This is a genomic window from Rhodoferax sp. MLSD5-FHT05B10 (assembly GCF_058793415.1).
Window position 1 is genome coordinate 136,368 of the sequence record NZ_JBXAFT010000003.1, and the last position, 20,518, is coordinate 156,885.

Below are 20,518 nucleotides of genomic sequence, written 5' to 3' on the forward strand. Positions count from 1 at the left end.
GCGCAGTGCCGCTCAGATCTTGGAAAAAATCAGGGCTTCCTCGAAGACCGGGGTCAAGTCGCCCAGCGACGCAATCACCGTGTCCAGCGAGCCGCCCAGGCGCTGGGCAATGGCGGGTGGCAGCTCTTCGATGCACGCGTTGCCGCCAAAACCGAACTTGAGCTTCTTGCTGATCTGGTTGGCGGCAAAGACGCAGGCAATCATGTCGGTGTCAGCCAGGTCGTGCCCGTACTGGTTGCGGATGGTTTCCACCAGAGGGGGCGCAAAGCGCCATTTCTCTACCAGCATGGCGCCCACCACCGCATGGTCCGCGCCAATGACTTCGCGCAGGGCCAGATGCAAGGAGGTGCCCTGGCGCTTGCTGATCTCCAGTGCGGTGCGGAATTCTTCCGGCATGTACTGGGCCAGCACCACCTTGCCAAAGTCGTGCAGCAAGCCGGCAATGAAGCAATCCATGGGATCGGCGTTCTGCACGCGCTGCGCCAGCTGCTTGGCAATGCCGGCCGTGGCCAGCGAATGCAGCAGGTACTGCTGGCCGTCGAAACCGGCCTCGTTTTCCTTGGGCAGCATGCCGATGGCCGCGATGCACAGCGCCAGGTTCTTGATGGTGTTGAACCCCAGGAACACCACCGAGTGGCCAATGGAGGTGACCTGCTTGGGCAGGCTGTAGTACGCGGAATTGACGACCTTGAGGATCTTGACCGTGACCACCGGATCCTTGTCGATCACTTCAACCAGGTCCTTGGGCGTGCAGTTGGCGTCGCGCGTCAACTCGATGATTTTCTGCACGCTCTTGGGGAATGCCGGCATGTTTTCAACGGCAGCGGTCAGCTTCTTGCTGAGTTCGGCACTCATCATGGCGCGCGCACCCCGGAAAATGGCATGGAAATGGACGTCAACACGGCGAAAAAATTACTTCAATGGAAAAAAGTACGACTGTGCGACAGCATACATGAACCATCAATCGTCCTCGGCCGCTGCGACTCCGGGAAACAACACATCCGTATAGCCGAACTGGGTGAAGTCGCGCATCCGCATGGGGTAGAGCTTGCCGATCAGGTGGTCGCACTCATGCTGCACCACCCGCGCATGGAAGCCATCCACCGTGCGGTCAATCGGGTCGCCATACTGGTCAAACCCGGTGTACCGGATGCGCGACCAGCGCGGCACCACACCCCGCATCCCGGGCAGCGACAGACACCCTTCCCAGTCCCACTCCTCGGCCTCCACCAGCGGCGTAATCACCGGGTTGAGCAGCACCGTGGGCGGCACCTGCGGGCGGTCCGGATAGCGGGGGTTGGCATCGCGCGAGCCAAAGACCACCACCTGCAGGTCGACCCCGATTTGCGGTGCCGCCAGGCCGGCACCATTGACGGCGCGCATGGTGTCGAGCAGATCGCTGACAAGCAGGTGCAGGGCGTCCGAATCGAAGGCATCGGCGGACAACGGCGGCGCCACGCGCAGCAGGCGCGGATCGCCCATTTTGAGGATTTCACGCACGGCCATCAGTTGCTCTCCTGCAGCAGGGCCAGCATGGCCGCTTCGTCGATCACAGCCACGCCCAGTTCCAGCGCCTTGGCCAGTTTGCTGCCGGCCTCCGTACCGGCCAGCACGTAATCCGTCTTCTTGCTCACCGAGCCGGCCACCTTGGCGCCGGCGGCTTCCAGCAGGTCCTTGGCGGCATCGCGGCCCAGGGTGGGCAGCGTGCCGGTGATGACAAAGGTCTTGCCCGCCAGCGGCTTGGGGGTCTGCGCAGCCGGTTCTCCCTCGGCCCAGGTCACGCCGCAGGCGCGCAACTGCTCCACCACCTCACGGTTGTGCGGCTGGTCGAAGAAGGTGCGAATGCTCTCGGCCACGATGGGGCCCACGTCGGCGACTTCGAGCAACTGCTCGGCGGTGGCATCCATGATGGCGTCCAGCGAACCGAAATGCCGCGCCAGCGCCTTGGCCGTGGCCTCGCCCACATGGCGGATGCCCAGACCAAACAGGAAACGCGGCAGCGTCGTCTGCTTGGATTGCTCCAGCGCCTGCAGCAGGTTCTGCGCGGACTTGTCGGCCATGCGGTCCAGCGCCGCCAGCGCGGTCAAGCCCAGGCGATAGAGATCGGGCAGGGTATTGACGACACCGCCGTCCACCAGCTGGTCCACCAGTTTGTCGCCCAGGCCCTCCACCTCCACGGCGCGGCGCTGGGCGAAGTGCAGGATGGCCTGCTTGCGCTGGGCACTGCAGAACAGGCCGCCGGTGCAGCGGTGGTTGACTTCGGCTTTTTCGCGCACCACGGCGCTGCCACACACCGGGCAGGTGCGGGGCATGCGGAAGTTTGGCACGTAGGAAGCCCGGGGGCCGCTGTTGACGACGCCAACCACCTCGGGAATCACGTCGCCCGCGCGGCGGACGATGGCCATGTCGCCCACCCGAACGCCTTTTCGGCGCAGTTCAAACAGGTTGTGCAGCGTGGCGTTGGACACGGTGGTCCCGCCCACAAACACCGGATCCAGCCGTGCCACCGGCGTGAGCTTGCCGGTGCGCCCCACCTGCACGTCAATGCCCAAAACCCGGGTCACCTGCTCCTGCGCCGGGTATTTGTGGGCCACGGCCCAGCGTGGCTCGCGGGTCACAAAGCCCAGCTGCTGCTGCAGCGCCAGGCTGTTGACCTTGTAGACCACGCCATCGATGTCGTAGGGCAGCTGGTCCCGGCTGGCACCGATGCGCTGGTGATACGCTATCAATTCAGGAGCACCCTGCGCAGTAGTTACCTGCTCCGCGACCGGAAAACCCCATGATTTCAGGGTCTGCAGCAGACCAAAATGGGTGCTGAAGACCGGACCGCCCTGCTCCGCTGGCGTCACCTCGCCCACGCCGTAGGCAAAGAAACTCAGCGGCCGCTGGGCAGCGATGCCGGAGTCGAGCTGGCGCACGGCGCCGGCGGCGGCGTTGCGCGGATTGACAAAGGTCTTCTCGCCCTTCTCACGCTGCTTTTCGTTGAGGGCCTCGAAATCGTCACGGCGCATGTAGACCTCGCCACGCACTTCCAGCACAGACGGAATCTGGCCCGTGATGCGCAGCGGCACCTGCCCGATCGTGCGGATGTTCTGCGTCACGTCCTCACCGGTTTCGCCGTCACCGCGGGTGGCGGCCTGCACCAGAACCCCCTGCTCGTACCGCAGGTTCATCGCCAGTCCGTCGAACTTGAGTTCGGCCACGTACTCCACGGGTGGATCGGTCTCCGCCAGGCCCAGCTCCTTGCGCACCCGGGCGTCGAAGGCCTGGGCGCCACTGGCCTCGGTATCGGTTTCGGTGCGGATGCTCAGCATGGGCACGGCGTGGCGCACCGCGGCAAACTGCTCCAGCGGCTTGCCGCCTATGCGCTGCGTCGGCGAGTCGGCCGTGACCCACTCGGGGTGCGCCGACTCCAGGGCCTGCAACTCCTGGAACAGGCGGTCGTATTCGGCGTCGGGAACGCTGGGGGCGTCCAGCACGTAATACTGGTGGGCATATTGGTGCAACAGCCCGTGCAGGACCAGCATGCGTGCGTGCCCCGCTCCGTCCGCGGGCGCAGGTTCTGCAAACAGATCGAGGTTGGTCATGCCGTGACCCCGCAGCACACTCAGGAAAACAGACGGCGAGCCAGCATGGAGCCGGCAGCCAGGTCGCGCTGCTCCAGCGTGTCATACAGGGTTTGCAACTCGGTGCCGATCACGTCCATGGTCTGCGCCGTCAGCAGTTGGCCGTTGTCGTCGGTAACCACGCCTTCCATGGTCTGGGCCAGGGCGGTGGCCACTTCGCGCATGCGCTCGAACGGGCGCTCGGCACGGTCCACCTGGGCCACGTCCAGGTGCAGGGTGATGTCGCGTATGGCCGACTGGGCGGGGTCCTCCGCCAGGGCGGCCTGGGAGTCATAGCCGAGCACGAGCACGGGCGCCAGGCCCTCCTCGGCGGCCGGCAGCACCATGCGCCCGGGCAGGACGCCCGGCACAAAGCCCAGCCGTGCAGCGCTCTGCTGGATGTAGCCGGGGCTCCAGGAGGCGTTGCGGGCCCGGATGGTGAAGCCCAGCTGCGCGTCATGCGCGCTGGCGAACTGGTCGAGCTCGCGGGCGCGGGCCACTTCGTCACGCATTTCCGGGAATTCGGGCGTGCCGTTGATCGCGTCGGCAAAGGCCTGGGTCTTGACGACGAACTCGGAGTATTCGATTTCGTTGAGCGCGCCCGAGCGGTTGGCCAGCTGCACCCCGGTCTGGAACCCGCCATAGCGCTGGCCGGGTGCCGGGGGCTCCCACACCAGCGACTGCAGGTTGTAGCCCTCCACGGCAAAAGGCTTGCTGCCAACCCGGCGGGTTGCGGGCAGCGCCGCCAGCGCGGCCTCGCCCGACACCGCGGTGGCCGGGCCGTCCAGGGCAATGGTGGCGATGACGTCGATCAGCGAGTCCATGACCGGGCGGCGGGCCACCTGGGGCAGGGTAAAGGGCGGCGGGTCCATGGTGTCCCCGGTGAGCGTGGGCTCGCGCAGGGCTTCGGCCGGGGAACCGGCGGACTCCTCGGGTGAGGCCTGGCGCGGCGCGTTGCGACGCGAACTCCAGGCGCCATGGGCCACCACGGCAGCCAGCACTACGCCGCCTGCGATTGCCAATCCAATCTGTAAATTGCTCATGTTTGTATTACGCCAGCTCGGCCAGCGTGATGGCTGATTCCATGTCCACCGCCACGATACGCGACACGCCCTGCTCCTGCATGGTCACGCCGATCAGTTGCTCGGCCATTTCCATGGCGATCTTGTTGTGGCTGATGAACAGGAACTGGGTTTCCTTGCTCATGCTGCGCACCAGCTTGGCATAGCGTTCCGTGTTGGCGTCGTCCAGCGGCGCGTCCACCTCGTCGAGCAGGCAAAACGGCGCCGGGTTGAGTTGAAAAATGGCGAACACCAGCGCAATGGCCGTCAGGGCTTTCTCTCCGCCCGACAGCAAATGGATGGTCTGGTTCTTCTTGCCCGGCGGCTGCGCAATGACCTGTACGCCGGAATCCAGGATTTCATCGCCGGTGATGACCAGGCGCGCATTGCCGCCACCAAACAGCTCGGGGAACATGCGCCCGAAGTGCTGGTTGACCTGGTCGAAGGTGCCCGAGAGCATTTCGCGGGTTTCGCCGTCGATCTTGCGGATGGCGTCTTCCAGCGTCTGCATGGCCTGCGACAGGTCCACGTTCTGAGCATCCAGGAACTGCTTGCGCTCGCGGGCAGCGGCCAACTCGTCCAGCGCAGCCAGGTTGACGGCTCCCAACGCGGCTATTTCGCGGTGCAGGCGGTCGATTTCGCTCTGCATGCCGGTGAGCCGCACATTACCTTCCTGGATGGAACGCTCCACGGCCTCCAGGTCGGCCTGGGCGTCCAGCAGCTGCTGCTCGTACTGCTCAAAGCCCAGCCGTGCGGCCTGCTCCTTGAGCTGAAATTCGGTGATGCGCTGGCGCAGCGGCTCCAACTCGCGCTCGAGCTGCATGCGCCGCTCGTCACTGGCGCGCAGCTTGGCGGTAAGGTCGTCGTATTCGCTGCGTTTGGCGCCCAGGGCCTGCTCGCGCTCCAGCTTGAGCGCCAGGGCGTTTTGCAGCCCGGCCTGGGCGGCAGCGTCGGTCAGGCGCGTCAGTTCATCGCGGGCGCGCTGCGCCTCGGCGTGGACGGCGTCGGTTTGCTGGGTGGCGGTGTCAATGGTGCGGGCCAGCTCGGCATTGCGCGCCTGCAGGCTGCGCTGCGCAAACGCGGCTTCCTGCGCCTGGCGCTCCAGGCCGCGTTGCTGCTCGCGGCACTGGGCCAGCTTGCGCTGGGCTTCGATCACCCGCTCTTCCAGCTGCGCATGGCGTTCCTGGCTATCGGCCAGCTGCATGTCCAGCGACTCGAAACGCCCCTCGGCGGTGACACGCCGCTCCTGCAGGTCGTCCAGCTGGGCCTGCACTTCGGCCAGGTCGGCATCGATCTGCGCGCTGCGCGCACGCGCCTGCTCGGCCTGCTGTGACAGGCGTAAGGTCTCGACCTGCAGGGTGTGGGCCTGGGTCTGCGCGTCGGCGGCTTCGCGCCGCACGCCTGCCAGGCGCTGCGAGGCATCGGCATAGGCGGCTTCGGCGCGCACCAGCGCGGCGTGGGCCTCCTCGGCAATCAGTGCCTGGCCGCGCAGCTGCTTCTCCAGGTTCTCGATTTCCTGCGCGCGGGCCAGCAAGCCGGCCTGTTCGGAATCCTGCGCATAAAAGCTCACGCTGTGGGGCGACACCACATGGCCCGACTGCACGTAGATGCGCTCGCCGGGTTGCAGCTTGTCGCGCTGGGCCAGCGCGTCTTCAAAACTGGCGGCGGTGTAGCAGCCCTGCAGCCAGTCGGCCAACACGGCTTTCTGTCCGGCATCGTTAACGCGCAGCAGGTCAGCCAGACGCGGCAATGCGGCTGCGCGTTCGGGCACTGCCGCCTGCGGCGGGCTGAAAAACGCCAGCTTGGCGGGCGGTGCATCACTGGCAAAGGCGCGCACCATCTCCAGACGCGATACCTCCAGGGCACCCAGCTGTTCGCGCAAGGCGCCTTCCAGCGCGTTTTCCCAGCCCTGCTCGATGTGGATGCGGCTCCACAGACCCTGCAGGTTGTCCAGCCCATGCTTTGCCAGCCAGGGCTGCAGCTTGCCGTCGGTCTTGACTTTTTCCTGCAGTGCCTTGAGGGCTTCCAGGCGGGCCGACAGATCGGCCTGACGGGCCGACTCGGTGTTGACGATCTGCTGCTGGGTGCGCCGCGCCTCGTCGCGCTGGGGCAGCAGCTCGGACAGCTCCTGCAAGCGGGCATCGGCCACGGCGCTGGCTTCCTGCGCCTCTTCCAGCTGCAGCTGCAGGCTTTGCAAGCGGTCTTCGTCCGGGGCGGCCAGCGCGTTGCGGTCGGCGCTCAGACGTTCGTGCCGGTTGGAGACCTGGCGGAACTGTTCCTCGATGCTGCGCTGCTCGGCCGCCAGCACCTGGATTTGCTGCTGCACCTGCATGACGCCGCCGCGCTGGTCGTTGGCGGCGGTCTGTGCCGCACCCAGGGCGTCTTCTAGCTCGGGCAATTGTTGCGCCTGCTCTTCCACCTGGGCGGCCAGCAGTTCGGTTTGCTCGTCGCCCAGCAAGGCCAGTTCGGCCAGGCGCTCGATTTCGGCCAGTGCATCGTCCTTGCGGGTGGCCCATTGGTCCACCTGTTCCTGCAGCGTCTGCAGGCGCTGCTCGGCGCGCTGGCGGCCCTCCACCACGAAGCGAATTTCGGCTTCCAGGCGCCCGACATCGGTGCTGGCCTCGTACAGAAGGCCCTGCGCCTGGTTGACCTGGTCGCCTGCCGCGTAGTGGGCCTGGCGCACGGTCTCCAGATCGGCTTCGATGTGGCGCAGATCGGCCATGCGGCTTTCCAGCGCGTTGACGGCCCCCAGGCCGTCGGCCTGCACCTTGGCCTGGTCCGCCAGTGCCTCGGCCCGTTTCAAGAACCACTGCTGGTGCTGCTTGAGAGTGACATCGCTTTGCAGGGCGTTGTATTTCTGGGCCACCTCGGCCTGCTTTTCCAGCCGTTCGAGGTTGGTGCCGAGTTCCCGCAGGATGTCTTCGACGCGGGTCAGGTTCTCGCGGGTGTCGGCGAGGCGGTTCTCGGTCTCTCGGCGGCGTTCCTTGTATTTGGAGACGCCCGCGGCTTCCTCCAGAAACAGGCGCAGCTCCTCGGGCTTGGACTCGATGATGCGGGCGATGGTCCCCTGGCCAATGATGGCGTAGGCGCGTGGCCCCAGGCCGGTGCCCAGGAACACGTCCTGCACATCGCGCCGGCGCACCGGCTGGTTGTTGATGAAATAGCTGGAGGTGCCATCGCGCGTCAGCACGCGCTTGACGGCAATCTCGCCAAACTGGCCCCACTGGCCGCCGGCACGGTGGTCGGAATTGTCGAACACCAGTTCCACGCTGGAGCGGCTGGCCGGCTTGCGGCTGGTGGTGCCGTTGAAAATCACGTCCTGCATGGACTCGCCACGCAACTCGCTGGCCTTGCTCTCACCCAGCACCCAGCGCACGGCATCCATAATGTTGGATTTGCCGCAACCGTTCGGCCCGACCACCCCTACCAATTGACCCGGCAAAAGGAAGTTGGTGGGTTCCGCAAACGATTTGAACCCGGATAACTTGATGGAATTGAGACGCACGTAAGTAAGGAACTTAAGCTAAGCAGTTGATTTCATTGATCTTTATGGACTTCCACCGGGAGCTCCACCCTGCGATGATACCGTGGGAAACCCGCCCGCCCCGCCCCCTGCCCGCGACCGCTCAGGGATAATGCCACCCCATGAATCCGAATTTGTCGCGCCTGCAGGCCTACCCCTTTGAGCGCCTGCGCCAGTTATTTGCCACGGTCACCCCCAATCCCGCCTTTCGCCCCATCAGTCTGGGCATTGGCGAACCCCGGCACGCCACCCCACAGCTGATCAAGCAGGCCTACTGCGACGCCATCATGGACCCGCAGGGCGGGCTCTCCGTCTACCCGGCCACGGCCGGCGACGTGGCGCTGCGCCAGTCCATCGTGCAATGGCTGCACCACCGCTACGGGCTGAACCTGGACGTGGCCACCCAGGTGCTGCCGGTCAACGGCTCGCGCGAGGCGCTGTTCGCCTTTGCCCAGACCGTGGTCGACCCCGCGCGGCAGACCCGGGCCGACGAGCCGGTGCTGGTGGTCAGCCCCAACCCGTTCTACCAGATCTATGAAGGCGCCGCCCTGCTCGCCGGCGCGCAGCCGTATTTCGTGCCCTCGGACCCGGCGCGCAATTTCGCCCAGGACTGGGACAGCGTGCCCGACGCCGTGTGGGCCCGCACGCAGCTGCTGTTCGTCTGCTCGCCCGGCAACCCGACCGGTGCCGTCATGCCACTGGAAGAATGGCAGAAGCTGTTTGCCCTGAGCGACCGCCACGGCTTCGTGATTGCCTCCGACGAGTGCTACAGCGAAATCTACTTTCGCGACGAGCCGCCACTGGGCGGCCTGGAAGCCGCCGCCCGCCTGGGCCGCACCGACTTCAAGAACCTGCTGGCCTTCACCAGCCTGTCCAAGCGCAGCAACGTGCCAGGCATGCGCAGCGGGTTTGTGGCCGGTGATGCGGCCTTGGTCAAACAGTTCCTGCTGTACCGCACCTACCACGGCAGCGCCATGAGCACCGTGGTGCAGAAAGCCAGCATTGCCGCATGGGATGACGAACAGCACGTGCAGGACAACCGCGACCAGTACCGGGCCAAGTTTGCGCAGGTGACCCCCATGCTGGCCGGCGTGCTGGACGTGGCCCTGCCCGATGCCGGTTTCTACCTGTGGGCCAAGGTTCCGGGCAGCGACACCGACTTTGCCCGCGACCTGCTGGCTCTTTACAATGTGACTGTTTTGCCAGGCAGTTTCCTGGCCCGCGAGGCGCGGGGGTTCAACCCCGGTGCCAACCGCATTCGCATGGCCCTGGTCGCCGAAACCGCCGAGTGCGTGGAAGCGGCCCAGCGCATCGTCCAGTTTGTGCAATCCCGAACCTGAATTTCAACGTAGAACCGACACCATGAGCCAACAACTCCAGCAAATCATCGACGCCGCGTGGGAAGACCGCGCCAATATCTCCCTGCAGACCGCGTCCAAGGAAGTCAGCGATGCCGTGGAACACGTCATCCAGGGCCTCGATAGCGGCAGCCTGCGGGTTGCCACGCGCGATGGCGTGGGCCAGTGGACCACCCACCAGTGGATCAAGAAGGCGGTGCTGCTGAGCTTCCGCCTCAAGGACAACGCCATCATCCAGGCCGGCCAGCTGGGCTTCTACGACAAAGTGCCCACCAAGTTTGCCGACCTGTCGCCCGAAGAAATGCGCGCCACCGGCGTGCGCGTGGTGCCGCCAGCCGTGGCGCGGCGCGGCAGCTATGTGGCCAAGGGTGCCATCCTGATGCCCAGCTTCGTGAACATCGGCGCCTACGTGGACGAAGGCACCATGGTCGACACCTGGGCGGCTGTGGGTTCCTGCGCCCAGATCGGCAAGAACGTGCACCTCTCCGGCGGCGTCGGCATTGGCGGCGTGCTCGAACCCATGCAGGCCAACCCCACCATCATTGAAGACAACTGCTTCATCGGTGCGCGCTCCGAGGTGGTCGAAGGCGTGATCGTGGAAGAAAACTCGGTCATCTCCATGGGCGTGTACATCGGCCAGAGCACCCCCATCTACGACCGCGAAGCCGACACCGTGACCTACGGCCGCATTCCCGCCGGTTCGGTGGTGGTGTCGGGCAACCTGCCCAAGGCCGGCGGCAAGTACAGCCTGTACTGCGTGGTGATCGTCAAACGCGTGGACGCCAAGACCCGCGCCACCACCAGCTTGAACGACCTGCTGCGCGACTGAGTTTTCCGACTTCCACGAAGGCTGACCTATGGCAACGACCAACGCATCCGGCACGATGGAGCGCATTCTCCGTCTGATGAGCGAAAAGAAGGCTTCGGACATCTACCTGTCCGCGCATTCGCCCGCCCTCATCAAGATCAACGGTCAGTGCGTGCCCATCAACAACCAGTCGTTGCCGGCGGACGCCCCGCGCAACCTGCTGGCCGAGGTGCTGCCGCCCGAGCGCATGGCCGAACTCGATGCCGAGGGCGAGCTCAACATGGGCTTCCCGTTGGACGGCGTGGGGCGTTTCCGGGTCAGCGCCATGCGCCAGCGCGGCACCATTGCCGCCGTCATCCGCTACATTTCGGTCGACATTCCGCCACTGGCCAACCTCTCGCTGCCGCCGGTGCTGGGTGAGCTGATCATGGAAAAACGCGGCCTGATCCTGATGGTGGGCGCCACCGGTGCCGGCAAGAGCACCACGCTGGCGTCCATGATCGACTACCGCAATGAAAGTGTTTCCGGCCACATCCTGACGATCGAGGACCCGGTCGAATTTCTGTTCAAGAACAAGCGCTCCGTGATCAACCAGCGCGAGATCGGCTCGGACACCCAGTCGCTGCAGGTGGCCCTGAAGAACGCGCTGCGCCAGGCGCCCGACGTGATCCTGATCGGCGAAATCCGCGACCGCGAGACCATGTCGGCGGCCATTGCCTATGCCCAGTCGGGCCACCTGTGCCTGGCCACCATGCACGCCAACAACAGCTACCAGGCCCTCAACCGGATCCTGAGCTTCTACCCGGTGGAAGTGCGCCAGACCATGCTGGGCGATCTGGCAGCGGCCCTGAAGGCCGTGGTTTCGCAGCGCCTGCTGCGCACCACCTCGGGCGCCCGCGTGCCCGCCATCGAAGTGCTGCTCAACTCCAAGCTGGTGGCCGAGCTGATTGAAAAAGGCGACTTCTCCGGCGTCAAGGAAGCCATGGAAAAGTCCATGGCCGAAGGCTCGCAGTCGTTCGAACACGACATCGCCCGCCTGATCGTGGACGGCGTGGTCGACCGCAAGGAAGGCCTGGCCCACGCCGACTCCCCCACCAACCTGATGTGGCGCCTGCAAAACGACTTCACCAAGGCCGCCCAGCCGGCGGCAACCACGCACGAGGAAGACGACGAAGCGTCCTTCACCGAAATCACCCTGGACGTAACCCATTGATGTCAAAAACACTGCAACTGGCCGAGCAACTGATTGCGCGGGCCTCGGTCACCCCTGCCGACGTGGGCTGCCAGGAACTCATCGCACAGCGGCTGGCCAAGCTGGGTTTTGCCTGCGAGACCATCACCAGCGGCCCGGCCGAGTTCTCGGTCACCAATTTGTGGGCAAAACGGGCCGGAACGCCCGCCAATATTGCGCAGACAGCTAGCAAATCCATAGCGCCCAGCAAAACCCTGGTATTCGCCGGCCACACCGACGTGGTTCCTACCGGCCCCGTGACCGAGTGGGACAGCGCCCCGTTTACCCCCAGCGTGCGCGACGGCAAGCTGTACGGCCGCGGCGCCGCCGACATGAAGACCTCACTGGCCGCCTTCGTGGTGGCCATCGAAGAATTCCTGCTCGCCAACCCCCAGCCCGCCCTGGGCATGGCCCTGCTGCTCACCAGCGACGAAGAGGGCCCGGCCAACGACGGCACGGTGGTGGTCTGCAACGCCCTGAAGGCGCGGGGCGAAACGCTGGACTACTGCATCGTGGGCGAGCCCACGGCGGTGGAGCGCACCGGCGACATGATCAAGAACGGCCGGCGCGGCACCATGAGCGGCAAGCTCACGGTCAAGGGCGTGCAGGGCCACATTGCCTACCCGCACCTGGCCAAGAACCCCATCCACCTGCTGGCGCCCGCGCTGGCGGAGCTGGTCACCATCGAGTGGGACCGGGGCAACGACTTTTTCCCGCCCACCACCTGGCAGGTCAGCAACGTCCACGGCGGCACGGGAGCCAGCAACATCATTCCCGGCGCGGTGGTGGTCGACTTCAATTTCCGCTTTTCCACCGAATCCACGCCCGAGTCCCTGCAGACCCGCCTGACCCGCGTGCTGGAGAAATACGAGCTGGAATACGACCTGACCTGGACCGTAGGCGGCCTGCCCTTTCTGACCACCCCTGGCACGCTGGTGGACGCCGCGCGCGACGCCATCCTGGCGGAAACCGGGCTGCAGACCCAGCTCTCCACCACCGGCGGCACCAGCGACGGGCGTTTCATCGCCCAGATCTGCCCGCAGGTGATCGAGATGGGCCCACCCAACGGAACCATCCACAAGATCAACGAGTATGTGGCCGTGGCCGACATCGAACCGCTGAAAAACATCTACCGGCGCGTGCTGGAGAATCTGGAACGCCAGGCCCGCGCATGACCCTGCTTGAACTGATTGAATCCGGTGCGCAACAGCTCACGCAGGCCCACGTTTCGTTTGGCCACGGCACCACCAACGCACGTGATGAAGCCGCCTGGCTGGTGCTGTGGTGCCTGGGCCTGCCGCTGGACGCCGCGCTGGAGGGCGAAGATTCCATAGCCAATCAGGCTGTAGCGCCCGCAGATGCTGCGCGGGTAGCTACACTTTTGGAAGCACGCATTGCCACCCGCAAACCCGCCGCCTACCTCACGCGTGAGGCCTGGCTGCAGGGTGTGGCGTTTTATGTGGACGAGCGTGCCATCGTGCCCCGCTCGCTGATTGCCGAGCTGCTGGTGGACGGCAGCATCGACTACTGGCTGAAGGAAACCACGCACAACGTGCTGGACCTGTGCACCGGCAACGGCAGCTTGGCCATTCTGGCGGCCATGGTCTACCCCGATGTGGCGGTGACCGCCTCCGACCTGTCGCCAGACGCCCTGGCCGTGGCCCGCATCAATGTGGACAAGCACAGCCTGCAAGACCGCATTGCCCTGCTGGAGTCCGACGGTCTCGGCGCGCCCGCCCTGCAGGCGCGCGGCCCGTTTGACCTGATCCTGTGCAACCCGCCCTACGTCAACGCCCAGAGCATGGCCGAGCTGCCCGCGGAATACCGGGCCGAGCCCGCCCTGGCCCTGGCCGGCGGCGGCGACGGCATGGACTTTGTCCGCACCCTACTGAAAAGCGCCCCGCAGCACATGGCTCCCGACGCCGTGCTGGTGCTCGAAATCGGCCATGAACGCCACCACTTTGAAGCCGCATTTCCCCAACTGGAAGTGGTCTGGCTCGAAACCAGCGCTGGTGAAGACCAGGTCCTGCTCCTCACGCGCGAAGCGCTTTTGAAATGATCACTCTGAAAAATGTCACCTTGCGCCGCGGCGCCAAGGTGTTGCTCGATGGCGCGTCCGTCACCCTCAACCCGGGCGAAAAAGTCGGCCTGGTGGGACGCAACGGCGCCGGCAAGTCCTCGCTGTTTGCCCTGTTCAACGGCAACCTGCATGAGGACGCCGGCGAATACTTCATTCCGCCCCAGTGGCGCATGGGCCAGGTCGCACAGGACATGCCCGAAACCGAGCAAAGCGCCACCGAATTTGTGGTCGAGGGCGACACCGTGCTGCTGGCCGCGCGCCAGGAAGTGGCCGCAGCCGAGGCCACCGACGACTACAACCGCATGGCCCACGCCTACACGGAGCTGGGCGACGCCGGCGAGCACGACGCCGCCGCACGCGCCCAGGCGCTGATCCTGGGCCTGGGCTTCAAGACCACCGAGCTAAACAACCCGGTCAACAGCTTCTCCGGCGGCTGGCGCATGCGCCTGCAGCTGGCGCGCGCGCTGATGTGCCCGTCGGACCTGCTGCTGCTGGACGAACCCACCAACCACCTGGACCTGGACGCCCTGGTCTGGCTGGAAGCCTGGCTCAAGAAGTACGAAGGCACCATGATCGTCATCAGCCACGACCGCGAATTCCTGGACGCGGTGACCAACGTCACCCTGCACATCGACGCGGCCAAACTGGTGCGCTACGGCGGCAACTACAGTAAGTTCGAGGACATGCGCGCCGAGCAGATGGAGCTGCAGCAAAACGCCTATTCCAAGCAGCAGGACAAGATTGCCCACCTGCAGAAATTCATCGCCCGCTTCAAGGCCAAGGCCAGCAAGGCCAAGCAGGCGCAAAGCCGGGTCAAGGCGCTGGACCGCATGGAAAAGATTGCGCCGCTGCTCAGCGAGGCGGACTTCACCTTCGAGTTCAAGGAACCGGCCAACCTGCCCAACCCCATGCTGTCCATGAGCGACATCAGCGTGGGCTACCCGCCGCCCGAAGGCGCGCCCGAGGGCACGCCGCCCACCACCATCGTGCGCCACATCAACCGCTCGGTGCTGGCCGGCCAGCGCATCGGCATCCTGGGCGCCAACGGCCAAGGCAAGTCAACGCTGGTGAAGACCATTGCGCGCGACCTGAAGGTCCTGAGCGGTGAAATCACCGAAGGCAAGGGCTTGAACATCGGCTACTTTGCCCAGCAGGAACTCGACGTGCTGCGCCCGGCGGACAACCCGCTGGAGCACATGATCCGCCTGGTCAAGGACCTGACGGCCGCGGGCAAGATCGCTGGCCAGCAGACCCGCGAGCAGGATTTGCGCAGCTTCCTGGGCACCTTCAATTTCGGCGGCGACATGGTCAAGCAGGCCGTGGGCAGCATGAGCGGCGGCGAGAAGGCCCGCCTGGTGCTGTGCATGCTGGTGTGGCAGCGCCCCAACCTCTTGCTGATGGACGAGCCCACCAACCACCTGGATCTGGCCACACGCGAGGCGCTGTCCATGGCGCTCAACGAGTTCGAAGGCACGGTGATGCTGGTCAGCCACGACCGCGCCCTGCTGCGCGCCGTGTGCGACGAGTTCTGGATGGTGTCGCGTGGCGGTGTGGAGCCTTTCGACGGCGACCTGGACGACTACCAGCGCTACCTGCTGGACGAGGCCAAGCGCCAGCGCGAGGAAGCCAAGGAGGCCGCCAAGGCGCCAGCCAAAACCGCTGCAGCACCGGTGGCCGCCAAGCCCAAGGCCAAGGGCGACACCTCGCCCAAGGTCCGGAAAGAGTTGCAAGATGTGGAAGCCCGCATGGCCGTGCTCAACGGGGAAGGCGCGGCGCTGGAAAACCGCCTCTCCACCAACCCGCACCCGACAGAGATCGCCGAGATTGGCCGCAGCCTGAAGGTGGTGAACGACGAACTGGCGCAGCTGGAAGACCGATGGCTGGAGCTGTCCAGCAAGCTGGAGTCGGCCGGAACGTGAACGCCCCGCTGCTGAACGCCGAGTACTTGGTCGAACAGGCCGTTGCCCTGGCCTACCGGCTGGCGGGCTACGCCCTGCTCAACTGGGCCGACGACGCCGCCCTGCTGGCGCTGATGTTCTGCTGAACTAAGGCTTGGCCTGCAGCAGGGCCGCCATTTTCTGGTGGATCAGGTTCATGGCCTGCAAGGGACGCAGCATCACCTTGAACTCCACAATCTGCCCGGCGTCGTTCCACTTGAGCATGTCCACGCCGTTCACGGCAATGCCCTCGATCTCCACCTGAAACTCCAGCACTGCGTCGTGGCTGCCCACCACCTCGCGCACATAGCGGAAGGTCGGGTTCACAAACACATGCAGGGCCGCTGCGAGATACTGTTTGGTGACCGCCTTGCCCACTTGCGGCGTGTGCACCACCGGGGAGTAAAAAACGGCGTCATCTGCCAGCAGGGCGTCGAGCCCGTTGGCGTTGCGGCTCTCCACCAAGTGGTGCCAGCGGGTCAGTGCATTGATCGTCATGGGTCGCCTTGGTGGTTCAGGAATGGCGCAAGCATAGCGCCAACGGGCCGTCAGCCCCCTGCAACAACCCCAACACCTGGTAACAAATCGACACCGCTTCCAACAGGGACGCTACCTAGAATGCATGTGTATTTTTCCCATAAACCGATTGGAAGGTGGTTTTCATGCGATTCGACAAACTCCCCCTCGCACGGGCCCTCAGCGCAGCGGCCCTGCTGGCCGGCGTGACGGCCTTTGCCCAGACCGTGACGCCCCCACCCGCACCGGCCCCCGCGCCTGCGCCAACCCCCAAGACCGCCCCCACGCAGAGCACCGAGGGCGTCAACGACCTGTCCACTTCGCTGGCCCGCGCCAGCCTGACCAAGCAGGGCATTACCAACCCGACATCCGCGCAACTGGCCACGGCCCGCCAGGGCGTGCTGTCACAGCGTGCCCAGGGCATGGGTTGGGGACAAATCGCCAACTCCCTGGGCGTGCGGCTGGGTGACGTGGTGAGCGCCGCACGGCGTGCGGATCAGGCCAAAGAGGCAAAAGAAGCCAAAACCAGCAAGCGCTCTGACGCCGACAAAGACGGTGCCAGCAAGAAAAGTACCGGCAAAAAGTCGGGTACCCAGCACGCCAGCCGCTCCACCAGCAGCGGCAAGCACAGCGGCCGTAGCAGTACGGGTACGGGCACCAACCATGCGGGCTACTCCAGTGGCGGCAGCCGCGGAGGTAGCGGTGGCGGCCATGGTGGAGGTGGCGGCGGGGGTGGCGGTGGCGGTGGCGGTGGCGGTGGCGGTGGCCACGGCGGTAAATAATCGCCCCATCGGCAATCGAACCCAGCCTTGCGCTGGGTTTTTTATGTCCTGACCACAAACAAATGCGGCAGACGGCAATCCAGGGGCCAGAAAGAAGAAAGGACCTAGCTCCTTGCGAAGCTAGGTCCTTGATTCGTTGGTCGGTGTGAAAGGATTCGAACCTTCGACCCCTTGCACCCCATGCAAGTGCGCTACCAGGCTGCGCCACACACCGATCTAGCCTTGAATTATACCCCGGACTGAGGGCGAATTTTCAAACTTCGGGGGTCAGCAGCTCGCGAATTTCAAACAATTCTCGCCGGAAGTGCATGAGTTGGGCTGAACCGGGTTCGGGCAGCTCAAAAGCATGGGTGTCTTCGAAGTCGTCCAGGTCCGTATCATCGACCTCCAGAACGTCAACACCGTCCAGCATGACCTCGCCGTTGCGCTTTTTGTCACGCTCGCTTTGCAGCAACTCCTGCATCTTGTTGCGCGCGCCGCTGATGGTGAAGCCCTGGTCGTACAGCAGATCGCGAATGCGACGGATCATCAGCACTTCGTGGTGCTGGTAGTAGCGGCGATTGCCACGCCGCTTCATGGGGCGCAGCTGCGTGAATTCCTGCTCCCAATACCGTAGCACGTGGGGCTTGACGCCACACAAATCGCCCACCTCACCGATGGTGAAGTAGCGTTTGGCGGGAATGGGGGGAAGGGTTTTCTCCATTGAAATCAATGCAGTACGAAGCAAACCGTAGAGGTTACTCTAACTTTCGTCGCAACGCAAAGACTGATTGAGAAGACCAGCAGAATCCCGGGGCGCCGTTGCTAAAACAACGGCATGCCGGCTCAGGTCACGTCCTGGATCTGCTCTTTGAGCTTGTGGCTGGCGTGGAAGGTGACCACCCGGCGAGCCTGGATGGGGATGGCCTCGCCCGTGCGCGGGTTGCGCCCCGGCCGCGGGGCCTTGGTACGGATCTGGAAGTTGCCGAAGCCGGAAATCTTGACGTCGGTTCCATCCACCAGGCTGGCAGCGATGAGGTCAAAAAAAGCGTCGATCATGTCCTTGGACTCGCGCTTGTTGAGGCCAATCTGCTCAAACAGCAGATCCGCCAGTTGCGCCTTGGTCAATGCCGGGGTTTCCAGACTTTCAACAGAAAAATCCATGTTTCCTCGATTCTTTTTTTGACGGTTCGGCCGGATCAGACCCGCTGACGGGCACCCAGGCTGGTGGTGAGCTGGTCGACCACCGCTTTCACGGCGGATTCGATCTGCTCTTCGGTCAGCGTGGCGTCGTCGCTGTTGAGCGTCAACCGTACAGCCAGACTGCGGTCGGTGCTGGCGTCGCTCGCGGGTGCGTCCTTGGCGGCTTTGGGGCGGTAGATGTCAAACAGCTGGGCGTCGCGCAGCAAACCGGCCGTGGGCGCAGCCCAGATAGCGGCCATGAGTGCGGCATGGGTAACCTGATCACCCACCACCACGGCAATGTCGCGCTGCACCGGCTGGAACTTGGCCACCGGCTTGAACGCCGGCACGTTGCGCTGCAGGACCGGGTCCAGCTCCAGCTCAAACAGCACCGGTGCCTGGACCAGGTCGAACTCCTGGCGCCACTTGGGGTGCAGCTCGCCCACGAAGCCGATCACCTGGTCATGCAGCAAGACCTGCGCGCAACGGCCGGGGTGCATGGCCGGGTGGTCGCCGGGGGCAAACGCAACGGGCAAGGGAGCCAGCAGGGCCTGGACATCGCCTTTGACGTCAAAGAAGTCCACAGCCTGCTCCTTGCGGCCCCACTGCAGGGCGTCGGCCGTGCCGCTGGCCAGACCGGCAATGCGCATGGGTTGGCGGAAACCTTCCACCGTGCTGTGGGTGCTGGTGACGGACGCATCACGCAGGAACACGCGGCCGAGTTCGAACACGCGCACGCGCTGGGCCTTGCGGGCCTGATTGAACTTGAGCACCTGCAACAGCGAACCCAGCAGCGAGGAGCGCATGACGCTCATCTGGCTGGCAATGGGGTTGAGCAGCTTGATGGGGTTGGGGTTGCCCGCCAGCCCGTGTTCCCAACTTTCTTCGACAAAGCTGAAATTGATGGTTTCCTGGTAGCCCAGGGCGGCCAGCGAGCGGCGCACGGCAAAGGGACTGCGCTGGGACTCGGTACGGACCTTGGCAGTGACAGGCGCCAATGGCGGCGTGTGCGGCAGGTGGTTGTAGCCCACCATGCGGATCACTTCTTCGATCAGGTCCTCTTCAATCTGCAGGTCGAAGCGGTAGGACGGCGGTGTGACCGTGACCACGCCTTCGGTTTGGGTAACGGCAAGGCCCAGACCCGCCAGGGCATTCACGCACTGCGCCTGGGTGATCGGCATGCCGATGACCTTGGCTGCACGGGCCACGCGCAGGCTGACCGGTGCCGCCACCGGCATCTTGACCTGCTGGTCATCCACCGGGCCGCAGCTGGTGCCAGGAGTGCCACAAATGTCGATGATGAGCCGGGTGATGTACTCAATGTGCTCGACCGTCAGGCTGGGGTCCACGCCCCGCTCAAAGCGGTGCCCGGCATCGGTGGAGAAATTGAAGCGGCGCGAGCGTCCGGCAATCGCCTTGGGCCACCAGAATGCGGCTTCCACATAGACGTTCTGGGTGTCGTCGGAGACGGCCGTGGCGTCACCGCCCATGATGCCCGCCAGGGATTCCACCTGGGCGTCATCGGCAATCACACCCACTTTTTCGTCCACGGTGACGGTATTGCCGTTGAGCAGCTTGAGCTGTTCACCGGCTTTGCCCCAGCGCACATCCAGCCCGCCGGCAATCTTGTCCAGATCGAAAATGTGGGATGGACGTCCCAGCTCGAACATGACGTAGTTGGAAATATCGACCAAGGCGGTGACACTGCGCTGGCCGCAACGCGCCAGCCGGTCCACCATCCACTGGGGTGTGGCGGCCTTGGTGTTGAGGTTGCGCACTACGCGGCCCGAGAAACGCCCGCACAGGTCGGGCGCGCTGATCTTGACAGCAAGCGTGTCGCCGTTGGTCACCGGAACGGCCGGAAAGGTAGGCGCCTGCAAGGGCGCGCCGGTCAGGGCCGCCACTTCGCGCGCCACACCATAAACGCTCAGGCAGTGCGCCAGATTGGGCGTGAGCTTGAGAGTGAACAGGGTGTCGTCCAGGTTGAGGTGCTGGCGAATGTCCTGGCCCAGAGGCGCGTCCGGCGCCAGCTCCAGCAGGCCACCGTGGTCGTCGGCCAGTTGCAGCTCTTTGGCCGAGCACAACATGCCTTCGCTTTCCACACCGCGCAACTTGCCCACCTTGATGACAAAGGGCTTGCCATCTTCGCCCGGGGGCAATTCGGCGCCCACCATGGCGCAGGGCACGCGAATGCCCACGCGGGCATTGGGGGCACCACACACAATGTTCAGCAACGCGGTCTGTCCGACGTCGACCTTGCACACGCGCAGACGGTCGGCATTCGGGTGCTGGACCGCTTCCTTGATTTCACCCACCACGATCTTGGTGAAGGGAGGGGCAACGGGCTTGAGCTCCTCCACTTCGAGGCCCGCCATGGTCAGCGTGTCGGCCAGTTGCGTGGTGGAGAGGGGTGGGTTGCAGAAGGCGCGCAACCAGGATTCAGGAAATTGCATGGT

Annotated in this window: 17 protein-coding genes and 1 tRNA gene; 8 read left to right on the forward strand and 10 right to left on the reverse strand. The window is 64.9% G+C overall.

Features of this window, described 5'->3' with window-relative positions; genetic code table 11:
- Positions 1 to 12: 12 nt before the first annotated feature.
- The 5 genes from AC1Q5W_RS05820 to smc form a co-directional block, all read right to left on the reverse strand.
- On the reverse strand, positions 13 to 855 hold the full coding sequence (locus AC1Q5W_RS05820; protein WP_492643197.1) for an HDOD domain-containing protein: 843 nt from the start codon (positions 853 to 855) through the stop codon (positions 13 to 15).
- 105 nt (positions 856 to 960) lie between these two features.
- Positions 961 to 1,506, reverse strand: coding sequence for a peptide deformylase (locus AC1Q5W_RS05825; RefSeq protein ID WP_492643198.1), 546 nt, complete (start codon positions 1,504 to 1,506; stop codon positions 961 to 963).
- A complete protein-coding gene (ligA, locus tag AC1Q5W_RS05830; RefSeq protein WP_492643199.1) occupies positions 1,506 to 3,587 on the reverse strand; it encodes an NAD-dependent DNA ligase LigA in 2,082 nt (693 codons plus the stop codon). The genes AC1Q5W_RS05825 and ligA overlap by 1 nt, the downstream gene beginning before the upstream one ends.
- A 20-nt stretch (positions 3,588 to 3,607) precedes the next feature.
- Complete coding sequence (locus AC1Q5W_RS05835; RefSeq protein WP_492643200.1) at positions 3,608 to 4,648, reverse strand: cell division protein ZipA C-terminal FtsZ-binding domain-containing protein; 1,041 nt, start codon at positions 4,646 to 4,648, stop codon at positions 3,608 to 3,610.
- A gap of 7 nt (positions 4,649 to 4,655) precedes the next feature.
- The gene (smc, locus tag AC1Q5W_RS05840; RefSeq protein WP_492643201.1) at positions 4,656 to 8,171 is read right to left on the reverse strand and encodes a chromosome segregation protein SMC; all 3,516 of its coding nucleotides are present in this window, start codon (positions 8,169 to 8,171) and stop codon (positions 4,656 to 4,658) included.
- Positions 8,172 to 8,311: 140 nt separating this feature from the next.
- Between smc and dapC the strand changes: the two genes are divergently transcribed.
- The 7 genes from dapC to AC1Q5W_RS05875 are packed head-to-tail and all read left to right on the forward strand — an operon-like array spanning position 8,312 to position 15,710.
- Complete coding sequence (dapC, locus tag AC1Q5W_RS05845; protein ID WP_492643202.1) at positions 8,312 to 9,529, forward strand: succinyldiaminopimelate transaminase; 1,218 nt, start codon at positions 8,312 to 8,314, stop codon at positions 9,527 to 9,529.
- 22 nt (positions 9,530 to 9,551) lie between these two features.
- Complete coding sequence (gene dapD, locus AC1Q5W_RS05850; RefSeq protein WP_492643203.1) at positions 9,552 to 10,376, forward strand: 2,3,4,5-tetrahydropyridine-2,6-dicarboxylate N-succinyltransferase; 825 nt, start codon at positions 9,552 to 9,554, stop codon at positions 10,374 to 10,376.
- A 28-nt stretch (positions 10,377 to 10,404) separates the two neighbouring features.
- The gene (locus AC1Q5W_RS05855) at positions 10,405 to 11,568 is read left to right on the forward strand and encodes a PilT/PilU family type 4a pilus ATPase (protein ID WP_492643204.1); all 1,164 of its coding nucleotides are present in this window, start codon (positions 10,405 to 10,407) and stop codon (positions 11,566 to 11,568) included.
- Positions 11,568 to 12,761: a succinyl-diaminopimelate desuccinylase gene (dapE, locus tag AC1Q5W_RS05860; protein WP_492643205.1), complete on the forward strand. Its 1,194-nt coding sequence runs from the start codon at positions 11,568 to 11,570 to the stop codon at positions 12,759 to 12,761. Before AC1Q5W_RS05855 ends, dapE begins: the two co-directional genes overlap by 1 nt.
- Entirely contained in the window at positions 12,758 to 13,645 is an 888-nt protein-coding gene (prmB, locus tag AC1Q5W_RS05865; RefSeq protein ID WP_492643206.1) for a 50S ribosomal protein L3 N(5)-glutamine methyltransferase, read from the forward strand. Before dapE ends, prmB begins: the two co-directional genes overlap by 4 nt.
- Positions 13,642 to 15,585, forward strand: coding sequence for an ABC-F family ATP-binding cassette domain-containing protein (locus tag AC1Q5W_RS05870; RefSeq protein WP_492643207.1), 1,944 nt, complete (start codon positions 13,642 to 13,644; stop codon positions 15,583 to 15,585). The genes prmB and AC1Q5W_RS05870 overlap by 4 nt, the downstream gene beginning before the upstream one ends.
- Positions 15,582 to 15,710 carry a hypothetical protein gene (locus AC1Q5W_RS05875; protein WP_492643208.1) on the forward strand — a complete coding sequence of 43 codons (129 nt, stop codon included), beginning with the start codon at positions 15,582 to 15,584 and terminating at the stop codon, positions 15,708 to 15,710. Before AC1Q5W_RS05870 ends, AC1Q5W_RS05875 begins: the two co-directional genes overlap by 4 nt.
- A gap of 1 nt (position 15,711) precedes the next feature.
- Here AC1Q5W_RS05875 and AC1Q5W_RS05880 read toward each other — a convergent pair whose 3' ends face one another.
- Positions 15,712 to 16,101, reverse strand: coding sequence for a nuclear transport factor 2 family protein (locus tag AC1Q5W_RS05880; protein WP_492643209.1), 390 nt, complete (start codon positions 16,099 to 16,101; stop codon positions 15,712 to 15,714).
- A gap of 164 nt (positions 16,102 to 16,265) precedes the next feature.
- Here AC1Q5W_RS05880 and AC1Q5W_RS05885 point away from each other — a divergent pair, with 164 nt between their 5' ends.
- Entirely contained in the window at positions 16,266 to 16,901 is a 636-nt protein-coding gene (locus tag AC1Q5W_RS05885) for a hypothetical protein (protein WP_492643210.1), read from the forward strand.
- A gap of 137 nt (positions 16,902 to 17,038) precedes the next feature.
- On the opposite strand, the gene AC1Q5W_RS05890 is transcribed toward AC1Q5W_RS05885, so the two are convergent.
- The 4 genes from AC1Q5W_RS05890 to pheT form a co-directional block, all read right to left on the reverse strand.
- Positions 17,039 to 17,115 (reverse strand) — tRNA-Pro (locus tag AC1Q5W_RS05890).
- A 39-nt stretch (positions 17,116 to 17,154) separates the two neighbouring features.
- Entirely contained in the window at positions 17,155 to 17,604 is a 450-nt protein-coding gene (locus AC1Q5W_RS05895) for a MerR family transcriptional regulator (RefSeq protein ID WP_492643211.1), read from the reverse strand.
- A gap of 122 nt (positions 17,605 to 17,726) precedes the next feature.
- On the reverse strand, positions 17,727 to 18,044 hold the full coding sequence (locus AC1Q5W_RS05900; protein WP_492643212.1) for an integration host factor subunit alpha: 318 nt from the start codon (positions 18,042 to 18,044) through the stop codon (positions 17,727 to 17,729).
- 35 nt (positions 18,045 to 18,079) lie between these two features.
- Positions 18,080 to 20,515: a phenylalanine--tRNA ligase subunit beta gene (gene pheT / locus AC1Q5W_RS05905; protein WP_492643213.1), complete on the reverse strand. Its 2,436-nt coding sequence runs from the start codon at positions 20,513 to 20,515 to the stop codon at positions 18,080 to 18,082.
- Positions 20,516 to 20,518: the final 3 nt, after the last annotated feature.

Excerpts from the sequence above, each read along its gene's own strand:
- AC1Q5W_RS05870 (WP_492643207.1), top strand. The coding sequence starts at position 13,642 with ATGATCACTCTGAAAAATGTCACCTTGCGCCGCGGCGCCAAGGTGTTG.
- dapD (WP_492643203.1), top strand. The coding sequence starts at position 9,552 with ATGAGCCAACAACTCCAGCAAATCATCGACGCCGCGTGGGAAGACCGC.
- ligA (WP_492643199.1), bottom strand. The coding sequence starts at position 3,587 with ATGACCAACCTCGATCTGTTTGCAGAACCTGCGCCCGCGGACGGAGCG.
- AC1Q5W_RS05825 (WP_492643198.1), bottom strand. The coding sequence starts at position 1,506 with ATGGCCGTGCGTGAAATCCTCAAAATGGGCGATCCGCGCCTGCTGCGC.
- dapC (WP_492643202.1), top strand. The coding sequence starts at position 8,312 with ATGAATCCGAATTTGTCGCGCCTGCAGGCCTACCCCTTTGAGCGCCTG.
- AC1Q5W_RS05820 (WP_492643197.1), bottom strand. The coding sequence starts at position 855 with ATGAGTGCCGAACTCAGCAAGAAGCTGACCGCTGCCGTTGAAAACATG.
- prmB (WP_492643206.1), top strand. The coding sequence starts at position 12,758 with ATGACCCTGCTTGAACTGATTGAATCCGGTGCGCAACAGCTCACGCAG.
- pheT (WP_492643213.1), bottom strand. The coding sequence starts at position 20,515 with ATGCAATTTCCTGAATCCTGGTTGCGCGCCTTCTGCAACCCACCCCTC.
- AC1Q5W_RS05855 (WP_492643204.1), top strand. The coding sequence starts at position 10,405 with ATGGCAACGACCAACGCATCCGGCACGATGGAGCGCATTCTCCGTCTG.
- dapE (WP_492643205.1), top strand. The coding sequence starts at position 11,568 with ATGTCAAAAACACTGCAACTGGCCGAGCAACTGATTGCGCGGGCCTCG.
- AC1Q5W_RS05880 (WP_492643209.1), bottom strand. The coding sequence starts at position 16,101 with ATGACGATCAATGCACTGACCCGCTGGCACCACTTGGTGGAGAGCCGC.
- AC1Q5W_RS05835 (WP_492643200.1), bottom strand. The coding sequence starts at position 4,648 with ATGAGCAATTTACAGATTGGATTGGCAATCGCAGGCGGCGTAGTGCTG.
- AC1Q5W_RS05895 (WP_492643211.1), bottom strand. The coding sequence starts at position 17,604 with ATGGAGAAAACCCTTCCCCCCATTCCCGCCAAACGCTACTTCACCATC.
- AC1Q5W_RS05885 (WP_492643210.1), top strand. The coding sequence starts at position 16,266 with ATGCGATTCGACAAACTCCCCCTCGCACGGGCCCTCAGCGCAGCGGCC.
- AC1Q5W_RS05900 (WP_492643212.1), bottom strand. The coding sequence starts at position 18,044 with ATGGATTTTTCTGTTGAAAGTCTGGAAACCCCGGCATTGACCAAGGCG.